The sequence below is a fragment of the Chitinophaga vietnamensis genome (assembly GCF_902167635.1).
In the GTDB taxonomy this organism is placed as follows: Bacteria; Bacteroidota; Bacteroidia; order Chitinophagales; family Chitinophagaceae; genus Chitinophaga; species Chitinophaga vietnamensis.
This window is the reverse complement of the sequence record NZ_CABHMS010000004.1, coordinates 599,885-619,101: the sequence shown is the minus strand read 5'-3', so window position 1 is coordinate 619,101 and position 19,217 is coordinate 599,885. Positions and strand designations below refer to the sequence as shown.

Here is a 19,217-nt window from a genome sequence, read left to right as displayed (position 1 = left end):
TAGAACCGCCCGGACAGCATGTTCTGGCGGTTTTTCATTTTACCCGTGCCGCGGAATGTCCTAAATTCACCGTTCAATTGTCCTGTTCCCCCTGCACCGGTCTCCCCTTGCCGCAGTAAGTTTGTACTAACAAAAATTAAATATTATGCAAGCTACTATCACTGTAAAGGCCACTATCAATGCACCGGTTGAAAAAGTTTGGGAATACTGGGCAGGCCCGCAACACATTACCCAATGGGCTTCCGCTCATCCCGACTGGCATGCGCCGCGCGCAGAAAACGATCTGCGCCCCGGCGGTAAATTCCTCACCCGTATGGAAGCGAAAGATGGCAGCTTCGGTTTCGACTTCGGCGGTGTTTACGACGACGTTAAAAACCATGAACTGATCACCTATACCTTGGGCGATGGCAGAAAAGTATCTGTTAATTTTGAAGGCAAAGGCAATACCACCAACATTGTTGAAACCTTCGATCCAGAAAATGAAAACCCGCTTGAGATGCAGCAGCAAGGCTGGCAGAACATCCTGGATAATTTCAAAAGCTATACAGAAGCTCATCGCTAACACGCTCTTCATTATGAAAACCTGCAATTGCCTTTTGTTAGGTGTGCTGCTTTTATTTGCCGGCACACCTTTATTTTCACAACAAAAAAATCATAGCATGCCCACGCCGAAAAGCGCCGGTTACGCACCAGTGAACGGTTTAAAGATCTATTACGAAATATATGGAGAAGGCAAACCTCTGCTGCTGCTGCATGGCAGCTATATGAACATCGGCATGAACTATGCAAAGTTGATCCCGGAATTATCAAAAACGCATCAGGTAATTGCTTTCGAAATGCAGGGCCATGGCCGTACCGCAGATATTGACCGTAAGTTTTCCTATCCTGCGCTCGCCGACGATGCCGCCGGATTATTAAAATACCTGAAGATCGACAGCGCCGACGTGCTGGGCTACAGCCTCGGCGCCGTAGTAGCCCTGAAGATGACGCTGCGCCATCCCGAAATGGTCAGCAAACTGGTATTCATCTCCGGCACTTACAAAACATCCGGATGGACGCCCGAAGCCCGCAAAGGCTTTCTGGATATGAAAGCGGACTTCCTCACCAATACCCCCTTGAAAACGGAATACGATCTCCTTGCGCCCGATAAGAGCCACTGGCTTGCTTTCGTGAAGAAGATGATCGAATTTGATAATGAAGAATATGATTTTGGTGCAGAGAATATCCGGAAGATAAAAGTACCCGTGCTCCTCATCAATGGCGACAATGATGGCGTAGACAAACACCATGTAGCAGACCTCTACGACCTGGTAGGCGGCTCTGTTTTCTTCGCCGATATGGTGAGCCTGCCGCCCTCCCGCCTGGCCATCATCCCCGGCGCCACGCACGTTACCCTGATGATGGCCACCGCCAAACTCGCCGAAATCATCACACCCTTCCTGCAATAATTTTGATATTTTGATATTTTGTTATTTTGATATTTAGGCCCAGGCAACACGTTACATGGATTTAAATATCAAAATAACCAAATATCAAAATACTCAAATAATTTGGCTGGGTAGCATATTGAATGCCTTTTTGAAGGCTACGGTAAAGTGATGTGGATGTTGATAGCCGATAATGGCGGACACTTCGCCTACGGTATGTTTCTTTTCCAATAGCAGGCGTCGCGCTTCGTGCATGCGTAAGCGTTGTATGTATGCAAACAAGGTATCGCCGAAATAAGCTTTGAAGCCACTTTTCAGCTTGGTTTGATTGATGCCCGCTTTCCGGGCCAGTGCGCTCAAGGTAAGTGGTTCCAGGTAATGCTGATCGATATATTCCCGGATACCGTGCAGGCATTCAATATCGTAGGGTTTAAGTCTGGCAGTAGTACGCTGCCGGCGGTTCAGCTGGCCGAGCTGCGCCAGGAATAGCTCCGTTGCCTTCGCCTCGAGGTACAATCCTTTCAGTGCGCCGCTGTAAGGCGCATGATGCATGTCATTGATAATAGCATACATCTCAGGCAGCATGTCGCCCACATGTTGCATGCCGCTACATCCTTTCAGGAAGGCGCTTTCATCGGTGAGCAAGCCTTCAAAGAAATCTTCCGTCATCCTCCATTCAAAGAAGGTGCGCGGCTGTGCACCGGTAGCGGCGATCTCCAGCTCATCATCTTCCGCATACTGGTTGTATAATACAAACTGTTTCTCCCGCAGGGACTCCTGTGTACCTGACAACATAAAATGCGATACCACGGCCGATTTGCCGGCATGCAGGGGTAATATCTCTGCATGGGCGGCCGTGTAATGCCCCCAACAAAAAGTAATATCCTGACAGGATACCTCTTCCAGCTGCATGGCATATCCCGTATGGCTGGTAAGCAAGACACGCTGTTCCAGTGGGGCTTCCCTTCTCATATAAAAATATCCTTTTGCGTTGATGTGATAGCGGATAACGTGGAGCCTGAGCTCATATACCCGCTAATTTTGATCTCCTAAAATTACTCAGAAAATGAACAATAAGAGCCACATTACGGTATTCGGCGCAACAGGCAATATCGGCCGTCATTTACTACAATTATTATCCGCGGCGCAGCTACCAGTGATCGCCGTTACGAGAGACGCCGGCAAAGCTATGCCCCTGCCCGCCGTGCAGTGGATAAGCGCGGATATGTCTGATCCCGCATCTCTACCTGCCACTATGCACAATAGCCATGCGCTATTTCTTTTATCAGGTCATAGTCCTGATTTCGTACAACAACAAACCAATGTGATCAAAGCCGCCATCACAAGTGGTGTGGAGCATATAGTAAAACTCTCCTCCGGCACGGCCAATGAGCATTCGCCGTTTTATATCCCTGGTGGCGCTATCGGGCAGCTACATGCTGAAGTAGAGGACTTCCTGAAAGCCTCAGGCTTGTACTGGACCATGCTACAGCCCAACGGTTTTATGCAGAACTGGCTTGGCGACCTCGCCGCCACCGTCAGAAAGGAGCGTACCATCTATGAAGCTACGGGCCATGGAACACGCGCCTATATTGACCTGCGGGATATCGGTGAAGTTGCTTTCAAAGTGCTCACGGAGCCAGCCCTGCACCGTAACAAAAGCTACCTGCTCACCGGCAGCACAGCCGTGAATTTCTATGAAGTGGCTCATCTGCTTAGTGAAGCACTACAGGAAACGGTAACATTTGCCTCATTGAATAGTGAACAAGCACAGGAAAGATTATTGAAGAAAAATATTCCGCCTGTGGCTGTACAAACGCTGCTGGCATATGCCACCGCGCAAAGAGAGGGGAAGACCGCTTGTGTTAGTCCGCATGTGGAGACGATCCTGGGCCGGCCAGCCCGAAGTGTAAAAACATTTATTGCAGATCATCTTTCACATTTTGCATAAAGTGTGTATCTTTGCCATCTATCTAAAAAAACAATACCGTCCATGTGAGATTTAATTTCTTTTCGATCAGATAAATAAGGGCTCTCCTCAAAGGCCCGTCGTTATTGACTTTTAAAGAAAAGAAATGATGCTCATTCTTCAAGGTGGCGGATATTCACATCCGGATAAATCATCACTGTTTACAGATATACAGCTTGCTATCAACAAGCAGGAAAAAATTGCGCTGATCGGTAATAACGGCGCCGGGAAATCTACACTTCTGAAAATATTGGCGGGGCAGTTGCCCTTGTCGGCCGGACAATTAAAAGCCGACCCGGCGCCGTATTACGTGCCGCAGCACTTTGGCCAGTTCAATGATCAAACTATTGCAGAAGCCTTGCGGGTAGCGGATCAGCTGCAAGCCCTCCATACCATCCTCAGCGGCGATGTGACGGATGCGCATCTCGCCACCCTCAACGACGACTGGGGCATTGAGGAGCGTTGCCAGGAAGCCTTTGCGCATTGGCAGCTGAACGGCCTGCAATTGACCCAGTCCATGCAAAGCCTCAGTGGCGGCCAGAAAACAAGGGTGTTCCTCGCCGGCATCTTCATCCATCAGCCGGAAACCGTGCTGCTCGATGAGCCCAGCAACCACCTCGATGTGCAAAGCCGGCAGCTGTTGTACGATTATATCTCTTCCACCAAAAGCACGCTGGTGGTGGTGAGCCACGACCGTACCCTGCTCAACCTGCTCGATACCGTTTACGAACTGGGGCCGCAAGGCATCACCATCTATGGCGGCAACTACGATTTTTATGTAGCGCAGAAAGAGATCGAACGCAATGCCCTGCACCAGGAGCTGAAAAGCAAGGAGAAAGCCTTGCGCAAAGCCAAAGAAACCGAACGGGAATCCGCAGAGCGGCAACAGAAGCTGGATGCACGCGGCAAGAAAAAGCAGGAGAAGGCAGGACTCCCAACTATTTCCATGAACACTTTGCGCAACAATGCCGAAAAAAGTACGGCCCGCCTCAAAGACGTACATGCCGAAAAAACCGCGGCCATGGCCCAGGAGCTGGGCCAGCTGCGCAAAGAGCTGCCTGCCGCCGATAAAATGAAATTGGACCTCGACAATTCCGCCCTGCACAAAGGGAAAGTATTGATCACTGCGCAAGGGATTAACTTCGGATATGGCGATCAGCCGCTATGGCCACAACCGCTCGATATCGGGATCAGGAGCGGCGAACGTATAGCCGTAAAGGGTAGTAACGGCTCCGGCAAAACCACGCTCATCAAGCTATTGCTGGGCGAGCTGCCGCCATGCAGCGGACACATTACCCGGGCCGCCGTTCATGCCATCTATATCGACCAGGAATATTCCCTGATCAATAATACGCTAAGGGTATATGAACAGGCCAATGCATACAATTCAGGGGCATTGCAGGAGCATGAGATCAAGATACGCCTGCACCGCTTCCTTTTCACGCAGGCCGATTGGGACAAGCCCTGCGCGGCCCTCAGCGGTGGTGAAAAGATGCGGCTCCTCCTCTGCTGCCTTATGATCGGCAGCCAGGCGCCGGATATCATCGTGCTTGATGAACCTACCAACAACCTCGATATTCAGAACATGGAAATATTAACTGCCGCCATCAATGAATACCAGGGCACCTTGCTGGTCATCTCCCACGATACTTATTTTCTGGAAGAAGTGAAGGTGACCCGCGAGATCCTGCTGGAAAATAATATTCAGTAATTTGCTATCAAACGGAAAAACATGCAACTGCATACCCATACCAAAGGCAATCGGCAGATAGCCGAAATCGTTGCAGACGAGATACTGATCAGCAATCCCGACGACAGCCTGCAACTCTTGATGGACCTGTATTACCAGGGATTTGATCCGGTGATCATCCATGAAAAAAATATTCAGCCGGAATTTTTTGACCTGAAAACGCGCCTCGCCGGCGAGGTGCTGCAAAAGTGCGCTACCTACCGGATGCACCTGATCATCATCGGCGATTTCGCCAAATATCCGGCGCAGAGCCTTAAAGATTTTATTTATGAAAGCAATAAAGGGAAGGTGGTCAATTTTCTGCCTTCTGTAGCGGCAGCGCTGGCACAGGTGGGATAACAAAGGCGGCCTTCCAAGCCGCCTTTGTTATTTAATAAGCGTTATTGATCGTGAGGTCGTAGGTGTCTTTTGCATCCGGTATACCGCCATTCACCGCGATGTTCTTTTTGAAAGTAACCGGCGCAGACATCGTCACGTGGAACTTGCCGTTACTGTCTTTCGTTACATCCGCAGTAGCGGTAGCGCCGGTGGCGAAATAGGAATACAACAGCGAGCCGGTGTTCACGGCAGTACCGATGGTGCAGTCGATCACAATGATCCGGGAGCCCGGATTGGCTACCATGGCTTCTGTGGTGCCCAGCGTATATTTTCCGGTACCGAGGTTGCTGTAAAATGTAATGGTCAGCGAGCTACCGGAATAAGCGCCATAGTTGCCAGGGCCGGCGGTAGTGCATGCAATCGCTGTAACAACAGTACCATTGCTGGCAGAAGACGACTGTGCAGATGCGCCTCTCGTATAGGTGTAGGTACCAAATTTCCAGGAAGCATCGCTGCCAGCTGCGGGGGCGGGGGCGTTGTCATTCTTTTTACCACAGGAAAATAAAAATAAGGTGGAAAGTACTACCACCGCTGTTTGCAGGATTCTCTTCATCGTTTATGTAAAGGTTTGGGTTAAAATTCCGACGCAAGATAATAGAAAAACCGGAACCTTCTATTCAATATATTTATTGAATAGTTTTTATCTTTGAAAAAATTTATCCGATGAAATACATCATGCTATGCCTGGCGGTACTCACCACCTTTGCCCATGCTGCATTTGCACAGCAACCTAAAGAGAACTGGAACAGCAGCCAGTTGATGGCGCCAAAAGCGCTGGCCGACAAGATCAACGCGCATCAAACAAACAACCTGCTGATACTGGGCATTGGCCCTGCCGCCCAGATCAGGGGATCTGTAGACATAGGCCCGGCGCATGAAGCAGAGCGCCTGCAAAAACTCAAAGACTACCTGAAAGATGTGAAGAAAGACAAAGAAATTGTCATCTACTGCGGCTGCTGCCCTTTTGATAAATGCCCCAATGTGCGGCCTGCTTTCCAGGTGCTCAAGGACATGGGATTCAAAAATGCCAGATTACTCAATCTGTCCAAAAACCTGAAAACAGATTGGATCGATAAAGATTACCCAACACAAGACTAGCCATGAAACGTATGTTGTTATTGGCTTGCTGCTTTTTCAGTCTGGCCGCGAACGCGCAGCAGGCATTGAAAATCCGTCAGCAAGCGCCGGAGATAGCATTGTCGCAGCCCGATGGCCAGCCTTTTCATCTCAGCGCCTTGAAAGGCGCGCTGGTGCTGGTGGATTTCTGGGCCACCTGGTGCGCGCCCTGCGTGCAGGAACAACCAGCCTTGAAAGCGATCTATCAAAAAAATGAGGCTTTCGTAAAGCAGGGGAAATTCCAGATACTGGGCGTATCGCTGGATAGCAAGAAAGAGCATTGGGAGAAGGGCATCAGCAAACTGGCTATCACCTGGCCGCAGGTAAGTGATCTGCGTTTCTGGAAAAGCCCGGTAGCAAAGGCTTACGGCGTAGAGGCATTACCGTTTAACGTATTGGTGGATGAAAGTGGCAAGATCATCGCCTTCAACCTGCATGGTAAGGAGCTGGAAGATTTTATCCATGAGCATCTGTCAGGAAAGCCATAGGCATATGAACAAGCGAGATTTTAAAGATAAAGTGTATGCGGAATTATCGAAGGTAACGAAAGCCATGAGTAACCCGCATCGCCTGGAAATAATAGACCTGCTGGCCCAGGGACCATTTTCAGTGGAGGAGATTGCCCATCATACAGGAATGTCCGTAGCCAATGCTTCTCAACATCTGCAAACTTTGAAGAGCGCTAAACTCGTGAGCATCACGCGCAACGGAAACTTTATTCATTACCGCCTCGCCGGTGAAAACGTTTTCCAGGCCTGGGCCGGCCTGCGTGAATTAGGCATGGCCTGCAATGCAGCAGTGGAGAAGGTTGTGGCGGATTTCAGAAAAGGCCATCACGACCTGGAAGCGATCGATGCCGAAACGCTGGCGAAGATCATCAGGAAAGGGGATGTGATTTTGCTGGATGTAAGACCGGAAGAAGAATACAACAGGGGCCATATCCACCGCGCGATCTCCATGCCGGTGGACAAGCTGGGAAGGATGTTAAAAGATCTCCCGAAAAATAAAATGATCGTCGCCTATTGCCGCGGACCTTTCTGTGTATATGCCGACGAAGCCGTAGCACTGCTGAAAAAGAAGGGCTACAAAGCTATGCGCATGAACGAAGGGTATCCCGACTGGGCCCTGAAAGGCTTGCCAGTGGCGCATAAGCGGCAGCACTCACCTCAAATATGATCACGTGGAAATCAAGTTAGGATTAAAGGAGAACTGGCAACAATTTACCTGGCTGGTACTGGTGAATATGCTGGTAGGCGGTATGGTAGGCCTGGAAAGAACGGTGGTGCCATTGGTAGGAACAGAGGAATTCAAGATCGGTTCCGATATGGTGGTATTCAGTTTCATCATTGCATTTGGAGTAGTCAAGGCTTTCACGAATCTTGTCTCCGGGGTACTGGCAGATAGATATACCCGCAAACGTGTACTGGTACTGGGTTGGCTCGTTGGGCTGCCCGTGCCTTTTCTCCTGGCCTGGGGCCCTTCCTGGAACTGGATCATCCTGGCCAATGTACTATTGGGCATCAGCCAGGGGCTGGCCTGGTCCATGACAGTGAACATGAAAATAGACCTCGTGGGGCCTACAAAACGCGGTCTGGCTATGGGCCTCAACGAAGCCGCCGGATATGGCGCTGTAGGCCTCACCGCATTACTCACCGGTTACCTCGCATCGATATACGGATTAAGGCCACAACCTTTTTACATTGGCATCTTCTATACCATTGCCGGATTATTATTATCCATGCTTGTGATCAAAGACACCCGCCGCCATGCACGGCTGGAGTCCGCGCAAACGGCCAGCACCGGCGCGGGAGAGCGGGCGCACAAACCCAACTTGTTATGGGTGTTCAAAGAAACATCTATCCGGAACAAAAATCTTTTTGCCATATCGCAGGCAGGGTTGATCAATAACCTCAATGACGGGATGTCGTGGGGCGTTTTCCCTTTGCTGTTCATTTCTCTGGGCATAGGACTGGAAGGCGTTGGCTGGATCAAAGCCGTTTACCCGGTGGTATGGGGCGTAGGGCAGATCATCACCGGGCCACTGGCAGACCGTATCGGCAGAAAGCCGCTGATCGTATGGGGCATGTTTGTGCAGGTGTTGGGCCACATCGTGATTGGGCTGGAACTGTTGCCACCGCTGGCATCCGGCCTCACCGGTTCGGTATTGCTGGGCATTGGCACCGCGATGGTATACCCCGCGCTGCTGGCGGCGGTGAGCGATGCGGCACATCCTTCCTGGCGTGCTTCCTCACTCGGCGTCTACCGTTTCTGGCGGGATATCGGCTATGCTGCGGGCGCCCTCATGGCCGGTATAGCGGCCAGTTTGTTCGGACTTGTATGGGCCGTTCACATTGCAGGGTTTGTTACCTTTCTCTCAGGTGTACTTGTTTGGATAAGGATGAAAGAGACAATGCAGAAAAAATAATTTCGTTGCAAAGTGAATACATTTGTACTGTAACAACTTTGTACATATGAAACTGGAATCCGATAACAGGGCCGTCGTTCATATTGAACAACATTTTCATCATCCGGCAGAAGAGATATTTGACGCCTGGCTTACCCCGGAATTGCTGGGCAAATGGATGTTCGGCCCTACGGTACGGAAAGAAGAGATCATCCATCTCACCAATGATCCCCGCCCTGGTGGCCGTTTCAGCTATAAAGTAAAAAGAGGCGATATGATACTTGATCATATCGGCACCTACCTGGAAATAGTGAGGCCCATCCGCCTTGTTTTCACCTGGGGCAATAATATTGATGCCGGAGACGAGAGCACCGTTACCATCAGCATACAACCCTCCGGAGAGGGCTGTACGTTTATCCTGCAACATGATATGGATATCAAATGGGCTGAACATGCCGACCGTATAAAAGCTTCCTGGAGCAGCATGTTGGAGATACTGGATGAGCGCCTCTCCATGTGGGATGAATAAAATGCCGAAAAGATCAGGAGGGCGTTAATATCTCTATGTAACCGGAGGTTCCGTTCACGCGGATGCGTTGTCCGTCTTTGATCAGGCTGGTGGCTTGTTCCACGCCTACTACTGCGGGTAAGCCATATTCACGGGCAATCACGGCGCCGTGCGTCATCAGTCCGCCTACTTCTGTTACCAGGCCTTTGATGGAGAGGAACAAAGGCGTCCAGCTGGGATCAGTAAAGGCGGTCACCAGGATATCACCTTCTTCCAGGTTAGCATCTTCCATATTCAATATCACTCTTGCCCGTCCTTCTATCACGCCGGAAGATACTGCCAAGCCGGCGATGGCGCCATCAGGCAGGTGTTCCCGGTTGTACCGCCCTGTAATTATCTCACCGTCGGATGTCATTACACGCGGCGGCGACAGTTTTTCAAATAATTTATATGCTTCTTTTCTTTGCCAGATCAACTGTTCATCTACCTGGTGCGTACGTACTACTTCGCGCAGTTCATCAAAAGTGAGATAGTAGCTATCTTCTTTTTCAGCCAGGATATTGGCTTGCACCAGTTGCGCCACTTCTTTCAGCAAGGCTTGTTTGTACACAAAATAACAGCTCATCCATCCATATTTCGGATATTCACGGTAGCCCATGAAATGGCGGATCACGCTGATCATCTGCCGGGCTTCATCTGCTTTCTGTTCGCCATCCGGCAATTGTTTCAGGCGTTCCAGTAACGATTGCTCCTTTTCTTTCGCTTCCCGCAGGCCTTGTTCAAACTTCCGTTTGCTGGCGCCAGGGGCAAAGTTCCTGATGTTGCCGAGTAGCAGCGGCGCCAGCGTAGCGGGTTTTTCGCTCCAGCGGGTTCTGGTGATATCGATCTCTCCGGCGCAGCGCATGCCGTATTTGTCAAGAAAAGTACGTATAGCCGTAGCTGTTATCTCTCCACCATCCAGCCGGTGCAGGTCATCTAAAAAATCCTCTTTCTCCAGGTGTTGCAGATAGTGGATCACTTCGGGATATGGCCGGATCACATCTGCGAGGTCCAGCAGCGCCAGTCCCATTTCAGACGTAACATTGTTGGGCACTGATTGTGTCAATACATCTGCGGCATTCTTTTCGCCGAGCCAGGCTTCCATTTTTTCATTGATCCAGAAAGAAGCGTGTATGGCGGCCATGAACACACGCGAGCTTTGCGGATCAAACAATACCTGTTTCAGTCGCTGGATATCTTCCCTGATGAAATCAAAAACGCCGACGCCTGATTTCGTCTGTATCTCCTCTTTCAAGATGGCAATGGATGCCTGGTTTTTCCGGATCAGCTCAGCAGGAATGGCAGGATCGTTGGTGATCGGCGCCAGTATATCCGCCACGGACAAGCCTTTGCTGCCCCTGATGACGCCGGGTCCTTTTCCATCATCCGGCAGGGGTTTGATAAAATCTTTCCGTTCGAGGATGGTAGTTAATGCACCTTTGATCAGGGGATCGGCGCCTACCACATTTAGCAGGTTGTCCCTGCTGGCAGGAGCGGCGAGGCTTTTGCTCACATCTACAAACAGGCGTCCGCCGGCGCTATGCATGGTACCGTGGGCGGTTAAGAGGAAAAAAGACAAGCCGAAAGGTTTCAAGGGATCGGTCATCATTTGCTGATGGCCAACGGAGAGATACACGTGATTGTCGTTGTCGCTCACTTCCGGAATGGGATACAAGGTAGTGATGGGGCGGCTCTGAACGATATAAAATACATCATCGGCCCAGCACCATTCTATATCCTGCGGCTGGCCGAAATGCGCTTCGATTTTCCTCCCGATGCCTGCCAGTTGCAATACCTGTTCATCCGTTAATGCAGGTTTGTTTTGTTGTGCAGGCGCTATTTTTTCTTCTTTGGCGCCGCCCGTTTTCAGCGCGTAGATGGCCAGTTGTTTGGCGGCTATTTTCTTATCAATTATTTCACCGTCGCGCACCTTGTATACATCCGCATTCACGCGACCGGCTACCAGGGCCTCTCCCAGCCCGAAGCTGGCATCAATGGACAGTACTTTCCTGTTGGCGGTTACCGGGTCGGCGGTGAACAGAATGCCTGCCGTTTGGGGAAAGACCATCTGCTGGATAATAACGGAGAGATATACCTGGCGATGATCGAAACCATTTTGAAGACGGTAGATGATGGCCCTGTCGGTAAACAGTGATGCCCAGCATTTGCTGATATGTTGCAGGATGGCTGTTTTCCCGATGATGTTCAGGTAGGTATCCTGCTGGCCGGCAAAAGAGGCTGCCGGTAAGTCTTCCGCGGTAGCGCTGGAGCGCACGGCATAGGCCCTGGTTTCATCCAGTGGCGCGGTGATGGCTGCGGCGATATCCTTTGGCACTGCTATGCTTTCAATGACTGTGCGTATTTCCGCGCTGAGCGCGGCGATCTTGTGCCGGTCTGTTATTTTCAGCAAAGACAGTTGATCCAGTAGCGGCGCGATCAAAGGATTTTCGCTCACTACCTGTTTAAAAACATCCGTGGTGATGCAGTAGCCATCCGGCACGCGGATGCCTTCGATCCGGGCGAGTTTCGCCAGGCTGGCGCCTTTCCCGCCTACCAGGGGCAGGCTGTTTTTGCTGGTTTCCTGAAAAGTTAAAATATACTTTTCCATCATTTACTATCCAGTTTATGCGTGGTTTCGTTCATGATATCAATGGCTTTCGACAAGTATGCTTCGATCACGGCGATCTCTTTATCAGAGAAAGAAGCGATGAGTTTTTCTGTTTTGCTCCGGAACTCCCTGTACAGTGGTTCGAGCAATGCCATTATTTTTTTGGTGTTGGGTTCGATGAGCACCTTGCGCCGATCGTCATCTGCCGGTCTTCTCTTCACCAGTTTTTTCTTTTCAAAGCGGTCTATCAAACCGGTGATGGCGCCTGTTGAGAGGCCTGTGAGGCTGGCCAGTTCGCCGGCGGTCATCTGTCCTTTTTGCAGGAGAAAGCCGAGGTATTTATGATCGGTGCCGGACAGCCCTGCTTTGCGGGCTACGGCTTCATGTAGCTGGATGGTGGTGTAGGAATGCGCCTGGTTCAGCTTCCTTACACGTTTGATGATTTCGCTATCCATCTTTATCTTATTAACTAAATATCTTAGTTACTAAGATAATATTATTTTATGAAAGTGTGCAAATAAAAATTTGCCGTTAAATGGGGGTACGCATGGCTGTATGCGTACCCCAGTTTCTTTAGCAGTTATTCTTAGTTAAGGCTCAGCAGCAGCTCGTCCAGTTTCTTCAGGGTGGCTTTCATGCCTTCTTCCATGCCCATTTGCATCACCTGCTCCAGTTCGGAAAGGGATTTATAGGTCACCACTGTTTCTACCAGGGCGTTCTCTCCTTTATCGGTAAACGTTACGCGCCATTGTGCCTGTGGCAGGTCTTTATTGATCTCGCCGGCTTCGTTGGAGAAAGCATCGAGGGAGGTGTAGTAGTCGATCGGCTGGATGTGGAGATAGGTAACATAGCCCCAATATTCCGTGCCATTGGGTTCTACCATGGCATAGTGCCAGTGGCCGCCTTCGCGGAATGCCATTGATTTGGTTTTGGTGCTTAGCGGAGCCGGTGCAAACCATTTGTCGAGCAATTCGCTTTTGGTATAGCAATCCCATACCAGCTGGCGGCCGGCCTGAAATTCACGTACGATGGTGAGGGTATTATTTTTTTTGTCTGCGATGAAATCGAACTGTAAGCGAGGTGTCATTACTTTTTCTTTTTTATGGTGGACAGGAGTTGATCAAGTTGTTGAAAGCGGGTTTCCCATATCTTCCGGAATTGTTCCAGCCATTTATCTATCTCTTTCATCTTGTCAATTTCCAACTGATAATAGATTTCGCGGCCCTGTTGTGCTGGTTGTACCAGTTCACATTCGGTCAGGATTTTCAGGTGCTTTGAAATGGCTTGCCGGCTCATATCGAAATGTTCGGCAATGGCATTGGGCGTCATCGACTGCATCGCGATTAATGCGATGATGGCCCTTCTGGTGGGATCGGCGATGGCCTGGAAAACATCTCTTCTCATGGCATAAATATTTATTTCCCGATCATCGGTAAATATTTTTCTTTGTTCTCGATCATTACCCAAAGCAGGATAGCGATCAACACCAGTACGATCGGCAGGCCTGATGGCGCTGTGGTGATATTGGCCAGCAGGATGCCGCTGAGCACGGGTAATATAACCACGGCTCCTAATGCCCTGGTTCTTTTGAAGATCAGGAGTGCGCCGCCCAATATTTCAATAAAGCCTACCAGCGGCAGCAGCCAGCCGATTTGCACATATGCCGCTATGACCTTCGTCATTTTCTCCGGCATATCTTTAGGCACCGGCATGTAATGGAAGAATTTATCCAGGCCGGCATTTATAAACATCAGGCCGGTCAGCAGGCATAAAATAAAGAGGATCTTGTTTTTCATTGTATAAGATTTAAATAGTAAACCATTCGGTTGCAAATATACGTGCAACTAATTGGTTTCTCAAATTTTTTTTCTCAGGATTTAATGATTGAAAGGATTACCAGGATTTTTTTACAGGATTAAAAAAGATGAAAGGAGATTGACGGGAAGATATTCGCGATGATAGCCCTTGAAGCGCTTTGAGCGCTTCAAGGGCAGGAACCTCGTTGATCTTCTCATCAATCTCCTTTCATCTTTTTTAATCCTGTAAAAAAATCCTGGTAATCCTTTCAATCATTAAATCCTGAGCAAAGACAACCTACGCGCGTATTATACGCGAAAAATAATTTCAAAAAAAATGCGCCGGAGTTTGTTAATACAGTTTCGTTTTATACTTTCGCACCGGAGAGATGGCAGAGCGGTCGATTGCGGCGGTCTTGAAAACCGTTGACTGTTAAAGGTCCGGGGGTTCGAATCCCTCTCTCTCCGCCTCTTTCAATCAGAGCCAAATGGAAATACCAGATTCCATTTGGCTCTGATTTTTTTTCAGCAAAATCAAAGGCATTTGAAATGCATATTCAAATGGGATTCCAGCAGGGCAATCATTCCTCCCGTTAATTTCTTGGGCAACCCTGGCCGTTTCGTATATTTACTATCCTAAAATTCATCCTGTAAAAACTAATAAGATGGCAAAACAAGTATTCATCAATTTACCGGTAAAAGACCTTCAAAAATCACTGGACTTTTACACTGCATTAGGATTTACCAACAATCCCCAATTTTCGGATGACACCGCAAAATGCATGGTTTGGAGCGAGAACATTTTTGTGATGATAATGACCCATGAAAAGTTCAAAACTTTTGCTACCAAACCATTAGCAGACACAAAATCAACGCTGGCAGGACTTTTCTCCTTGTCTATGGATAGCCTGGATGAAGTAAACAGTTTAGTAACAAATGGACTCAAGGCAGGAGGAAAAGAACCCAACGAACTGAGAGACTATGGCTTTATGCAACAGCGGACCATTGAAGATTTGGACGGACATACCTGGGAAGTTTTCTATATGGACATTACTAAATTTCCAACTCAGGGATAATAAACACATTTTTTCTGAAACAAAATTCAGGTTTTTGTAAACCGTTTTCCACAGCGGGGACAAATCATCATCACGATGGCTTGTCCCCTTTTTCATTTTCGTATGGATCGAAAATAAAATCTTTAAAGATTGAAACACATTTATTCATTTAAAGGAATTCATCAGCGTTACCTGTCGGGCCGCATCGTCCGGCGCATACAAGGCTTCCTGCCATAGATATGATCGACCTTTTTCTTTTTCACCTTGTCCAAGGTAGTACTTACCTAATTCGGTACAGGCATTTCTGACAGGCCATTGTTCGCCATACCATTTGCTATCCGCCAATTTATGATACCATAACCGCGCTGCTTCTTTATTGCCACTATGATCAAACCAACGGGCAATACCATCATGAATTTCCGGATGAAAATAATCACTAGCAGCATAAGCATTGATAGCAGCTTCCATTTGCGCCTTTAATTCCTGGTTGCCTAATTTCTCCAATAAGTAAATGAGAGATCCGTCGATTCTTTGAAAACCCGAAGGATCATTTTGCGCCAGGTACTGCATGAGAGCAAGGGCTTCCCCTTTATTCTCATGATAGTTTTGTTCAGCATAATAACGCATCAGTGCCTGGCTTAAAACTTCATCGAATAGTAAAGGATTTTGTACCCTGCTTTTATTGCGGACTAAATCATTATAAGAGAACATTGTATCCTGTTCATTGATAAAATGTTTGAAAAAGGCTACTGCAAAAGGCGAGCTTAGCAAATTCCCGTAGCCTAAAAAGAAAGGCGCTGATGCAGCAGCACTATTACTAAGTAAGATAAACGCCTTTTTCTCCTTTGGTATTCGGATAATAAGAGCCGCGTATGAATCGCCATATCCATAATGCCAGTGCACATGCCTGTTCGCAATCCGCTGAGTTGCCCAGCCAAGTCCGTACGGGTTTTCCCTACCGCTATTTGTAACAAACGGAGTTGTCAACTTTGTATAGTGATCCGCTGTCAAAATGGTATTGCTGTCAAGAGCTGAACTATATGCCACAAGATCATCCAGGGTAGTGAACAGATTTGTTGCGGGAAATAAGATAGTAGCATTTTGCAGACCCTTATCCGGATTAAATTTTTGAAGTTCCCGGTCCCAAGAATAAGCTGTTACTACCGAAGCCGGCGCAATCACCTTATTGGGATAACCAGGAAAAGTATTCTTCATCGCAAGTGGCCGCAGAATATGCTTATTCAGCTCATCAGCAAAGGCCTCGTAATGCCTGGTATTACCGCTCATTTTCTCGAATACGCCATACACGAAACTATATCGGTTACCATTATAAATATAGTTAGAACCAGGCACGCCCTCTGAAGTATGGCTCAGCACATGTTTTATTTTGATATTGGGTGTTTGCAAACGATCGGGAGTAAGACCAACAGGAAAAAAAGGATAGTCCAGAATATAGTCATCCATGCTGATCTTACCTTCTTGTTCATACTTCATCAACGTTACTGCAGCAAATGTTTTAGTCAGTGATGCAACCGGAAAAATATGATTACGGCTAACAGGAATTTTCAAATCAAGGTCAGCAAAGCCTTCTGTTTGCAGAAAAGTAACTTGCCCATCTTCTACAACAGCTGCCACAAGGCCAGGGATTTTCAAGGTGGCGGCATGAGATGCAATTGCTTTACGTAACTGCGTAAATTTTCTTTCACTGGCGCCGGCAAAAGCGTACGATAGCTGAGGAGTTAATAAAGCCAGTGAGGCCAGGCCTGACTGTTTCATAAAATCTCTACGGGTAGTCATATGGTAAACTGGAATAAAAGGTTAAAAGAATGTGGCTTTTCACTAAATGTACGAATTTGTTCGTACAACAGAAAGATATTACTGCTGTTCCATTTTTAAAAGGCCCGAACTTTTGAACGAGATAGCCGCAGCACAACAAAGCCCGTTGGCCACTGACCAACGGGCTTCGTCCTTCTTAAAAACCGTATCACTCAAATCCTTTTCCGAGCGCCTCCAGCCTTCGTATCTGCAAATTCATATGATGCAATACCACCTTCTCATAATCATTCGCCCCCTCGCCCATCTTACTGACTAATACCAGCAATTCAATAAACAGGAAAAACAGGATCCACAGCAACCAGAAAAATAATGCGATGCTGGACGCGGATAACATCTGTTTCATGATGGTTAGTTCATCCAGAAAACCTGTGCTCTCTTTCATTGCCTTTTCAATGGCAGGCTTGATGTCAAGCAATTCGTTTTCTTTTTGGGCCTTTTGTTTCCGCATGGCGCCAATGGTGGAGTCGATGGCTGGCAGCAAGGCCATCTTGGGATTGGGCACCGGCATAGATGCAGTCGTATTTTCATGCGTTGTCCGCCAGATAGTGGTATCTCTGCCTGATGCTGTTATACTTCGTTCAGGCATTCGTTTGGTGGCTGTTGCCGTAGTGGTGGTGGTGATGGTTGGATGTTTACTGATATCCTGGATGTAATTATCTTTTTCCTGCTCTTTTTTGTTGATCGCTGTATCCAGCGTGGCAATCTGCCTTCTTAGTTCTTCCGTCTTCGAGGGTAATAGCCCGTCTACTTTTTTTGAGACGTAGGAGATTTTCTCTATCTCAATATCTTTTGCGAACAATATCTGATCAATGATCACAGCTCCCAGCACAGACATCATGAGCGCCAGGCAAGCCCTGAAGATCAGCAACAGCCGGCCTGGATGGGTAGATAAGACAATTTGCTTTTCTACCTGTACGATGATCACAGTAGCGAGCAATCCGGCAAATATGCAACCTGGCAAACTGAGCGACAAATAACGATGCGCAAAAGTAAACCCGATAAAAAACCATAAAATGCAAACGATCAACATGGCTGCGGTATACTTCTTCACAGATTTAAAAGCAGCTTCACTACAGTTTCGCAGGATATTGTAATTATATCCGGTCATGAAGCAGCCGAAGCGGATCCATAGATGTTTCATAACACGCGGTTTTAAAAGTTTTTGTTCAGAATGATATGACTGGAAATAGCCGCAAGACCATTCCTGAACCCGCGTGTATAGCTGATAATGATGCCATAGCCAACGCCCTCGTTCATCTTTGCCTGCTCCTCTATTTCCTTGACCTGATTGATATGACTCTCGGCAGTTTCCTTCTTGATGATCAGCTCTTCTACCGTATCTATCATTCCGCTTCTGCTCCTGCTCGAGATATGAAAATTGATTTGCCGGATAAAATCTTCATAGAACGTTTTTACTTTCCGGATAGATCTTTCCAGGTCATTCTTCAACGCGATCACATTTTGATCCAGATGGGTGGCATCCGGATTGATCAAGGCATCATTGTATCCTTTGGACTCATAATTTTTGTCAAGAAATTCGTACAGCAGATGGATGCCTCCATTGAGCGGCGCGATGGGCTTCGTTGCTGGCGGTTCTTTCTCCTCTTCCTTCTCAATAAAAACAGATTCCGGAATGTCAGGGATGGCACTTTCAACTGCCATCGTGTGGGAGTGACCATTTTGGCGCTGCCGGTTGAAAATATCAAATAAGCTCATAGATATTTTATTAAATAGTGATAGTAGGCACTTTATATTTATTATGTCCTTTGCTATGACAGGACTCACAAAGCGTGATGAGTAAATGACCGGGATATTCCCAGGGAAGACGGAACTTTTGTTCGCTGGCTATAAAGTGGTATTGCCTGTGATGCACCTGCAGGTCCTGCTCGCTGCGGCAATGTACACAGCGATGCATGTCGCGCAGCAATATTTCTTTCCGTTTCGCCTTCCAGTTGGGATGAAGCAGCAAGGCCCCATAGCTGCCATGGGATTGAATGTTCAGTAAATCCTGCTCCTGAGATTTTGCCGGAGGAGATTTTACAGGAATATCTTCGCGGATATATCTGCTATAAGATTGATCTCCCTTAAACTGCAAATATTTGTACGGGGCATCGTTTGAAGTGCTCATCATAACAGGGGTTGAAGGGTATTAAAATATAATTCCGTTGTAGTTAATTCATCGCTCCCACTTGCAAAGCGTGCGGGTCTCCATTGCCTTCTCAATAGGTATGCTGATGATCTGATGCTTGCAATGATGTAATCCCGGGCAATTCGGATGATAGTGATATCTGGTCGCATCTTTACTGTCGCAGATATAAACCATTACCTGGC

At 48.0% G+C, this 19,217-nt stretch carries 22 protein-coding genes and 1 tRNA gene; 12 read left to right on the top strand and 11 right to left on the bottom strand.

Annotated elements, in window-relative coordinates; genetic code table 11:
• Window positions 1-145: 145 nt before the first annotated feature.
• Together FPG75_RS13810 and FPG75_RS13805 are read left to right on the top strand one after the other, a co-directional pair.
• Window positions 146-562: an SRPBCC family protein gene (locus FPG75_RS13810; RefSeq protein ID WP_143307436.1), complete on the top strand. Its 417-nt coding sequence runs from the start codon at window positions 146-148 to the stop codon at window positions 560-562.
• A 97-nt stretch (window positions 563-659) separates the two neighbouring features.
• Entirely contained in the window at window positions 660-1,448 is a 789-nt protein-coding gene (locus tag FPG75_RS13805; RefSeq protein ID WP_143307435.1) for an alpha/beta fold hydrolase, read from the top strand.
• Between the two features lie 93 nt (window positions 1,449-1,541).
• On the opposite strand, the gene FPG75_RS13800 is transcribed toward FPG75_RS13805, so the two are convergent.
• Window positions 1,542-2,399, bottom strand: a complete 858-nt coding sequence (locus FPG75_RS13800) for a helix-turn-helix transcriptional regulator (protein WP_143307434.1) — start codon at window positions 2,397-2,399, stop codon at window positions 1,542-1,544.
• A gap of 94 nt (window positions 2,400-2,493) precedes the next feature.
• Here FPG75_RS13800 and FPG75_RS13795 point away from each other — a divergent pair, with 94 nt between their 5' ends.
• The 3 genes from FPG75_RS13795 to FPG75_RS13785 all read left to right on the top strand — a co-directional run bounded on the left by FPG75_RS13795 (window position 2,494) and on the right by FPG75_RS13785 (window position 5,485).
• Window positions 2,494-3,378 (top strand): NmrA family NAD(P)-binding protein, encoded by an 885-nt coding sequence (locus FPG75_RS13795; protein ID WP_143307433.1) that lies wholly within the window; start codon window positions 2,494-2,496, stop codon window positions 3,376-3,378.
• A gap of 124 nt (window positions 3,379-3,502) precedes the next feature.
• Window positions 3,503-5,107, top strand: coding sequence for a ribosomal protection-like ABC-F family protein (gene abc-f / locus FPG75_RS13790; protein WP_236652792.1), 1,605 nt, complete (start codon window positions 3,503-3,505; stop codon window positions 5,105-5,107).
• A gap of 21 nt (window positions 5,108-5,128) precedes the next feature.
• Window positions 5,129-5,485: a DUF4180 domain-containing protein gene (locus tag FPG75_RS13785; RefSeq protein ID WP_143307432.1), complete on the top strand. Its 357-nt coding sequence runs from the start codon at window positions 5,129-5,131 to the stop codon at window positions 5,483-5,485.
• Window positions 5,486-5,516: 31 nt separating this feature from the next.
• On the opposite strand, the gene FPG75_RS13780 is transcribed toward FPG75_RS13785, so the two are convergent.
• The gene (locus FPG75_RS13780; RefSeq protein WP_143307431.1) at window positions 5,517-6,077 is read right to left on the bottom strand and encodes a hypothetical protein; all 561 of its coding nucleotides are present in this window, start codon (window positions 6,075-6,077) and stop codon (window positions 5,517-5,519) included.
• A gap of 110 nt (window positions 6,078-6,187) precedes the next feature.
• Between FPG75_RS13780 and FPG75_RS13775 the strand changes: the two genes are divergently transcribed.
• From FPG75_RS13775 to FPG75_RS13755, 5 genes are read left to right on the top strand one after another with little or no spacing between them, the layout of a single operon-like run.
• On the top strand, window positions 6,188-6,622 hold the full coding sequence (locus FPG75_RS13775; RefSeq protein ID WP_143307430.1) for a rhodanese-like domain-containing protein: 435 nt from the start codon (window positions 6,188-6,190) through the stop codon (window positions 6,620-6,622).
• A gap of 2 nt (window positions 6,623-6,624) precedes the next feature.
• The gene (locus FPG75_RS13770; RefSeq protein ID WP_143307429.1) at window positions 6,625-7,128 is read left to right on the top strand and encodes a TlpA family protein disulfide reductase; all 504 of its coding nucleotides are present in this window, start codon (window positions 6,625-6,627) and stop codon (window positions 7,126-7,128) included.
• A gap of 4 nt (window positions 7,129-7,132) precedes the next feature.
• Window positions 7,133-7,816 carry an ArsR/SmtB family transcription factor gene (locus tag FPG75_RS13765; protein WP_143307428.1) on the top strand — a complete coding sequence of 228 codons (684 nt, stop codon included), beginning with the start codon at window positions 7,133-7,135 and terminating at the stop codon, window positions 7,814-7,816.
• 4 nt (window positions 7,817-7,820) lie between these two features.
• Window positions 7,821-9,065, top strand: coding sequence for an MFS transporter (locus FPG75_RS13760; protein ID WP_236652791.1), 1,245 nt, complete (start codon window positions 7,821-7,823; stop codon window positions 9,063-9,065).
• A 46-nt stretch (window positions 9,066-9,111) separates the two neighbouring features.
• The gene (locus tag FPG75_RS13755) at window positions 9,112-9,573 is read left to right on the top strand and encodes an SRPBCC family protein (RefSeq protein ID WP_143307427.1); all 462 of its coding nucleotides are present in this window, start codon (window positions 9,112-9,114) and stop codon (window positions 9,571-9,573) included.
• Window positions 9,574-9,586: 13 nt separating this feature from the next.
• Here the strand turns inward: FPG75_RS13755 and ppsA are convergent, their stop codons facing one another.
• From ppsA to FPG75_RS13730, 5 genes are all read right to left on the bottom strand, one after another.
• Window positions 9,587-12,199, bottom strand: coding sequence for a phosphoenolpyruvate synthase (ppsA, locus tag FPG75_RS13750; RefSeq protein WP_143307533.1), 2,613 nt, complete (start codon window positions 12,197-12,199; stop codon window positions 9,587-9,589).
• On the bottom strand, window positions 12,199-12,654 hold the full coding sequence (locus FPG75_RS13745) for a MarR family winged helix-turn-helix transcriptional regulator (RefSeq protein WP_143307426.1): 456 nt from the start codon (window positions 12,652-12,654) through the stop codon (window positions 12,199-12,201). The genes ppsA and FPG75_RS13745 overlap by 1 nt, the downstream gene beginning before the upstream one ends.
• A gap of 131 nt (window positions 12,655-12,785) precedes the next feature.
• Complete coding sequence (locus tag FPG75_RS13740; RefSeq protein ID WP_143307425.1) at window positions 12,786-13,286, bottom strand: SRPBCC family protein; 501 nt, start codon at window positions 13,284-13,286, stop codon at window positions 12,786-12,788.
• Complete coding sequence (locus FPG75_RS13735) at window positions 13,286-13,603, bottom strand: ArsR/SmtB family transcription factor (RefSeq protein ID WP_143307424.1); 318 nt, start codon at window positions 13,601-13,603, stop codon at window positions 13,286-13,288. Before FPG75_RS13735 ends, FPG75_RS13740 begins: the two co-directional genes overlap by 1 nt.
• 11 nt (window positions 13,604-13,614) lie before the next feature.
• Window positions 13,615-13,995, bottom strand: coding sequence for a MauE/DoxX family redox-associated membrane protein (locus FPG75_RS13730; RefSeq protein ID WP_143307423.1), 381 nt, complete (start codon window positions 13,993-13,995; stop codon window positions 13,615-13,617).
• Window positions 13,996-14,378: 383 nt separating this feature from the next.
• Between FPG75_RS13730 and FPG75_RS13725 the strand changes: the two genes are divergently transcribed.
• A tRNA-Ser gene (locus FPG75_RS13725) sits at window positions 14,379-14,463 on the top strand.
• Between the two features lie 197 nt (window positions 14,464-14,660).
• Window positions 14,661-15,071 carry a VOC family protein gene (locus FPG75_RS13720; protein WP_143307422.1) on the top strand — a complete coding sequence of 137 codons (411 nt, stop codon included), beginning with the start codon at window positions 14,661-14,663 and terminating at the stop codon, window positions 15,069-15,071.
• A 144-nt stretch (window positions 15,072-15,215) separates the two neighbouring features.
• Here FPG75_RS13720 and FPG75_RS13715 read toward each other — a convergent pair whose 3' ends face one another.
• The 4 genes from FPG75_RS13715 to FPG75_RS13700 form a co-directional block, all read right to left on the bottom strand.
• A complete protein-coding gene (locus tag FPG75_RS13715; protein ID WP_161596802.1) occupies window positions 15,216-16,826 on the bottom strand; it encodes a serine hydrolase domain-containing protein in 1,611 nt (536 codons plus the stop codon).
• 208 nt (window positions 16,827-17,034) lie between these two features.
• Complete coding sequence (locus tag FPG75_RS13710) at window positions 17,035-18,027, bottom strand: DUF4407 domain-containing protein (protein ID WP_143307420.1); 993 nt, start codon at window positions 18,025-18,027, stop codon at window positions 17,035-17,037.
• Between the two features lie 11 nt (window positions 18,028-18,038).
• On the bottom strand, window positions 18,039-18,548 hold the full coding sequence (locus tag FPG75_RS13705) for a hypothetical protein (RefSeq protein WP_236652790.1): 510 nt from the start codon (window positions 18,546-18,548) through the stop codon (window positions 18,039-18,041).
• A 64-nt stretch (window positions 18,549-18,612) separates the two neighbouring features.
• Window positions 18,613-19,017: an HNH endonuclease gene (locus tag FPG75_RS13700; protein ID WP_236652789.1), complete on the bottom strand. Its 405-nt coding sequence runs from the start codon at window positions 19,015-19,017 to the stop codon at window positions 18,613-18,615.
• Between the last annotated feature and the right edge of the window lie 200 nt (window positions 19,018-19,217).

What these genes read in the sequence shown, in the direction of transcription:
- FPG75_RS13775 (WP_143307430.1), top strand. Translation starts at nt 6,188, where the DNA reads ATGAAATACATCATGCTATGCCTGGCGGTACTCACCACCTTTGCCCAT.
- FPG75_RS13800 (WP_143307434.1), bottom strand. Translation starts at nt 2,399, where the DNA reads ATGAGAAGGGAAGCCCCACTGGAACAGCGTGTCTTGCTTACCAGCCAT.
- FPG75_RS13810 (WP_143307436.1), top strand. Translation starts at nt 146, where the DNA reads ATGCAAGCTACTATCACTGTAAAGGCCACTATCAATGCACCGGTTGAA.
- FPG75_RS13720 (WP_143307422.1), top strand. Translation starts at nt 14,661, where the DNA reads ATGGCAAAACAAGTATTCATCAATTTACCGGTAAAAGACCTTCAAAAA.
- FPG75_RS13740 (WP_143307425.1), bottom strand. Translation starts at nt 13,286, where the DNA reads ATGACACCTCGCTTACAGTTCGATTTCATCGCAGACAAAAAAAATAAT.
- FPG75_RS13765 (WP_143307428.1), top strand. Translation starts at nt 7,133, where the DNA reads ATGAACAAGCGAGATTTTAAAGATAAAGTGTATGCGGAATTATCGAAG.
- FPG75_RS13715 (WP_161596802.1), bottom strand. Translation starts at nt 16,826, where the DNA reads ATGAAACAGTCAGGCCTGGCCTCACTGGCTTTATTAACTCCTCAGCTA.
- FPG75_RS13735 (WP_143307424.1), bottom strand. Translation starts at nt 13,603, where the DNA reads ATGAGAAGAGATGTTTTCCAGGCCATCGCCGATCCCACCAGAAGGGCC.
- FPG75_RS13755 (WP_143307427.1), top strand. Translation starts at nt 9,112, where the DNA reads ATGAAACTGGAATCCGATAACAGGGCCGTCGTTCATATTGAACAACAT.
- FPG75_RS13745 (WP_143307426.1), bottom strand. Translation starts at nt 12,654, where the DNA reads ATGGATAGCGAAATCATCAAACGTGTAAGGAAGCTGAACCAGGCGCAT.
- FPG75_RS13770 (WP_143307429.1), top strand. Translation starts at nt 6,625, where the DNA reads ATGAAACGTATGTTGTTATTGGCTTGCTGCTTTTTCAGTCTGGCCGCG.
- FPG75_RS13805 (WP_143307435.1), top strand. Translation starts at nt 660, where the DNA reads ATGCCCACGCCGAAAAGCGCCGGTTACGCACCAGTGAACGGTTTAAAG.
- FPG75_RS13730 (WP_143307423.1), bottom strand. Translation starts at nt 13,995, where the DNA reads ATGAAAAACAAGATCCTCTTTATTTTATGCCTGCTGACCGGCCTGATG.
- FPG75_RS13785 (WP_143307432.1), top strand. Translation starts at nt 5,129, where the DNA reads ATGCAACTGCATACCCATACCAAAGGCAATCGGCAGATAGCCGAAATC.
- FPG75_RS13700 (WP_236652789.1), bottom strand. Translation starts at nt 19,017, where the DNA reads ATGATGAGCACTTCAAACGATGCCCCGTACAAATATTTGCAGTTTAAG.
- FPG75_RS13780 (WP_143307431.1), bottom strand. Translation starts at nt 6,077, where the DNA reads ATGAAGAGAATCCTGCAAACAGCGGTGGTAGTACTTTCCACCTTATTT.
- FPG75_RS13710 (WP_143307420.1), bottom strand. Translation starts at nt 18,027, where the DNA reads ATGAAACATCTATGGATCCGCTTCGGCTGCTTCATGACCGGATATAAT.
- abc-f (WP_236652792.1), top strand. Translation starts at nt 3,503, where the DNA reads ATGATGCTCATTCTTCAAGGTGGCGGATATTCACATCCGGATAAATCA.
- FPG75_RS13795 (WP_143307433.1), top strand. Translation starts at nt 2,494, where the DNA reads ATGAACAATAAGAGCCACATTACGGTATTCGGCGCAACAGGCAATATC.
- FPG75_RS13705 (WP_236652790.1), bottom strand. Translation starts at nt 18,548, where the DNA reads ATGGCAGTTGAAAGTGCCATCCCTGACATTCCGGAATCTGTTTTTATT.
- ppsA (WP_143307533.1), bottom strand. Translation starts at nt 12,199, where the DNA reads ATGGAAAAGTATATTTTAACTTTTCAGGAAACCAGCAAAAACAGCCTG.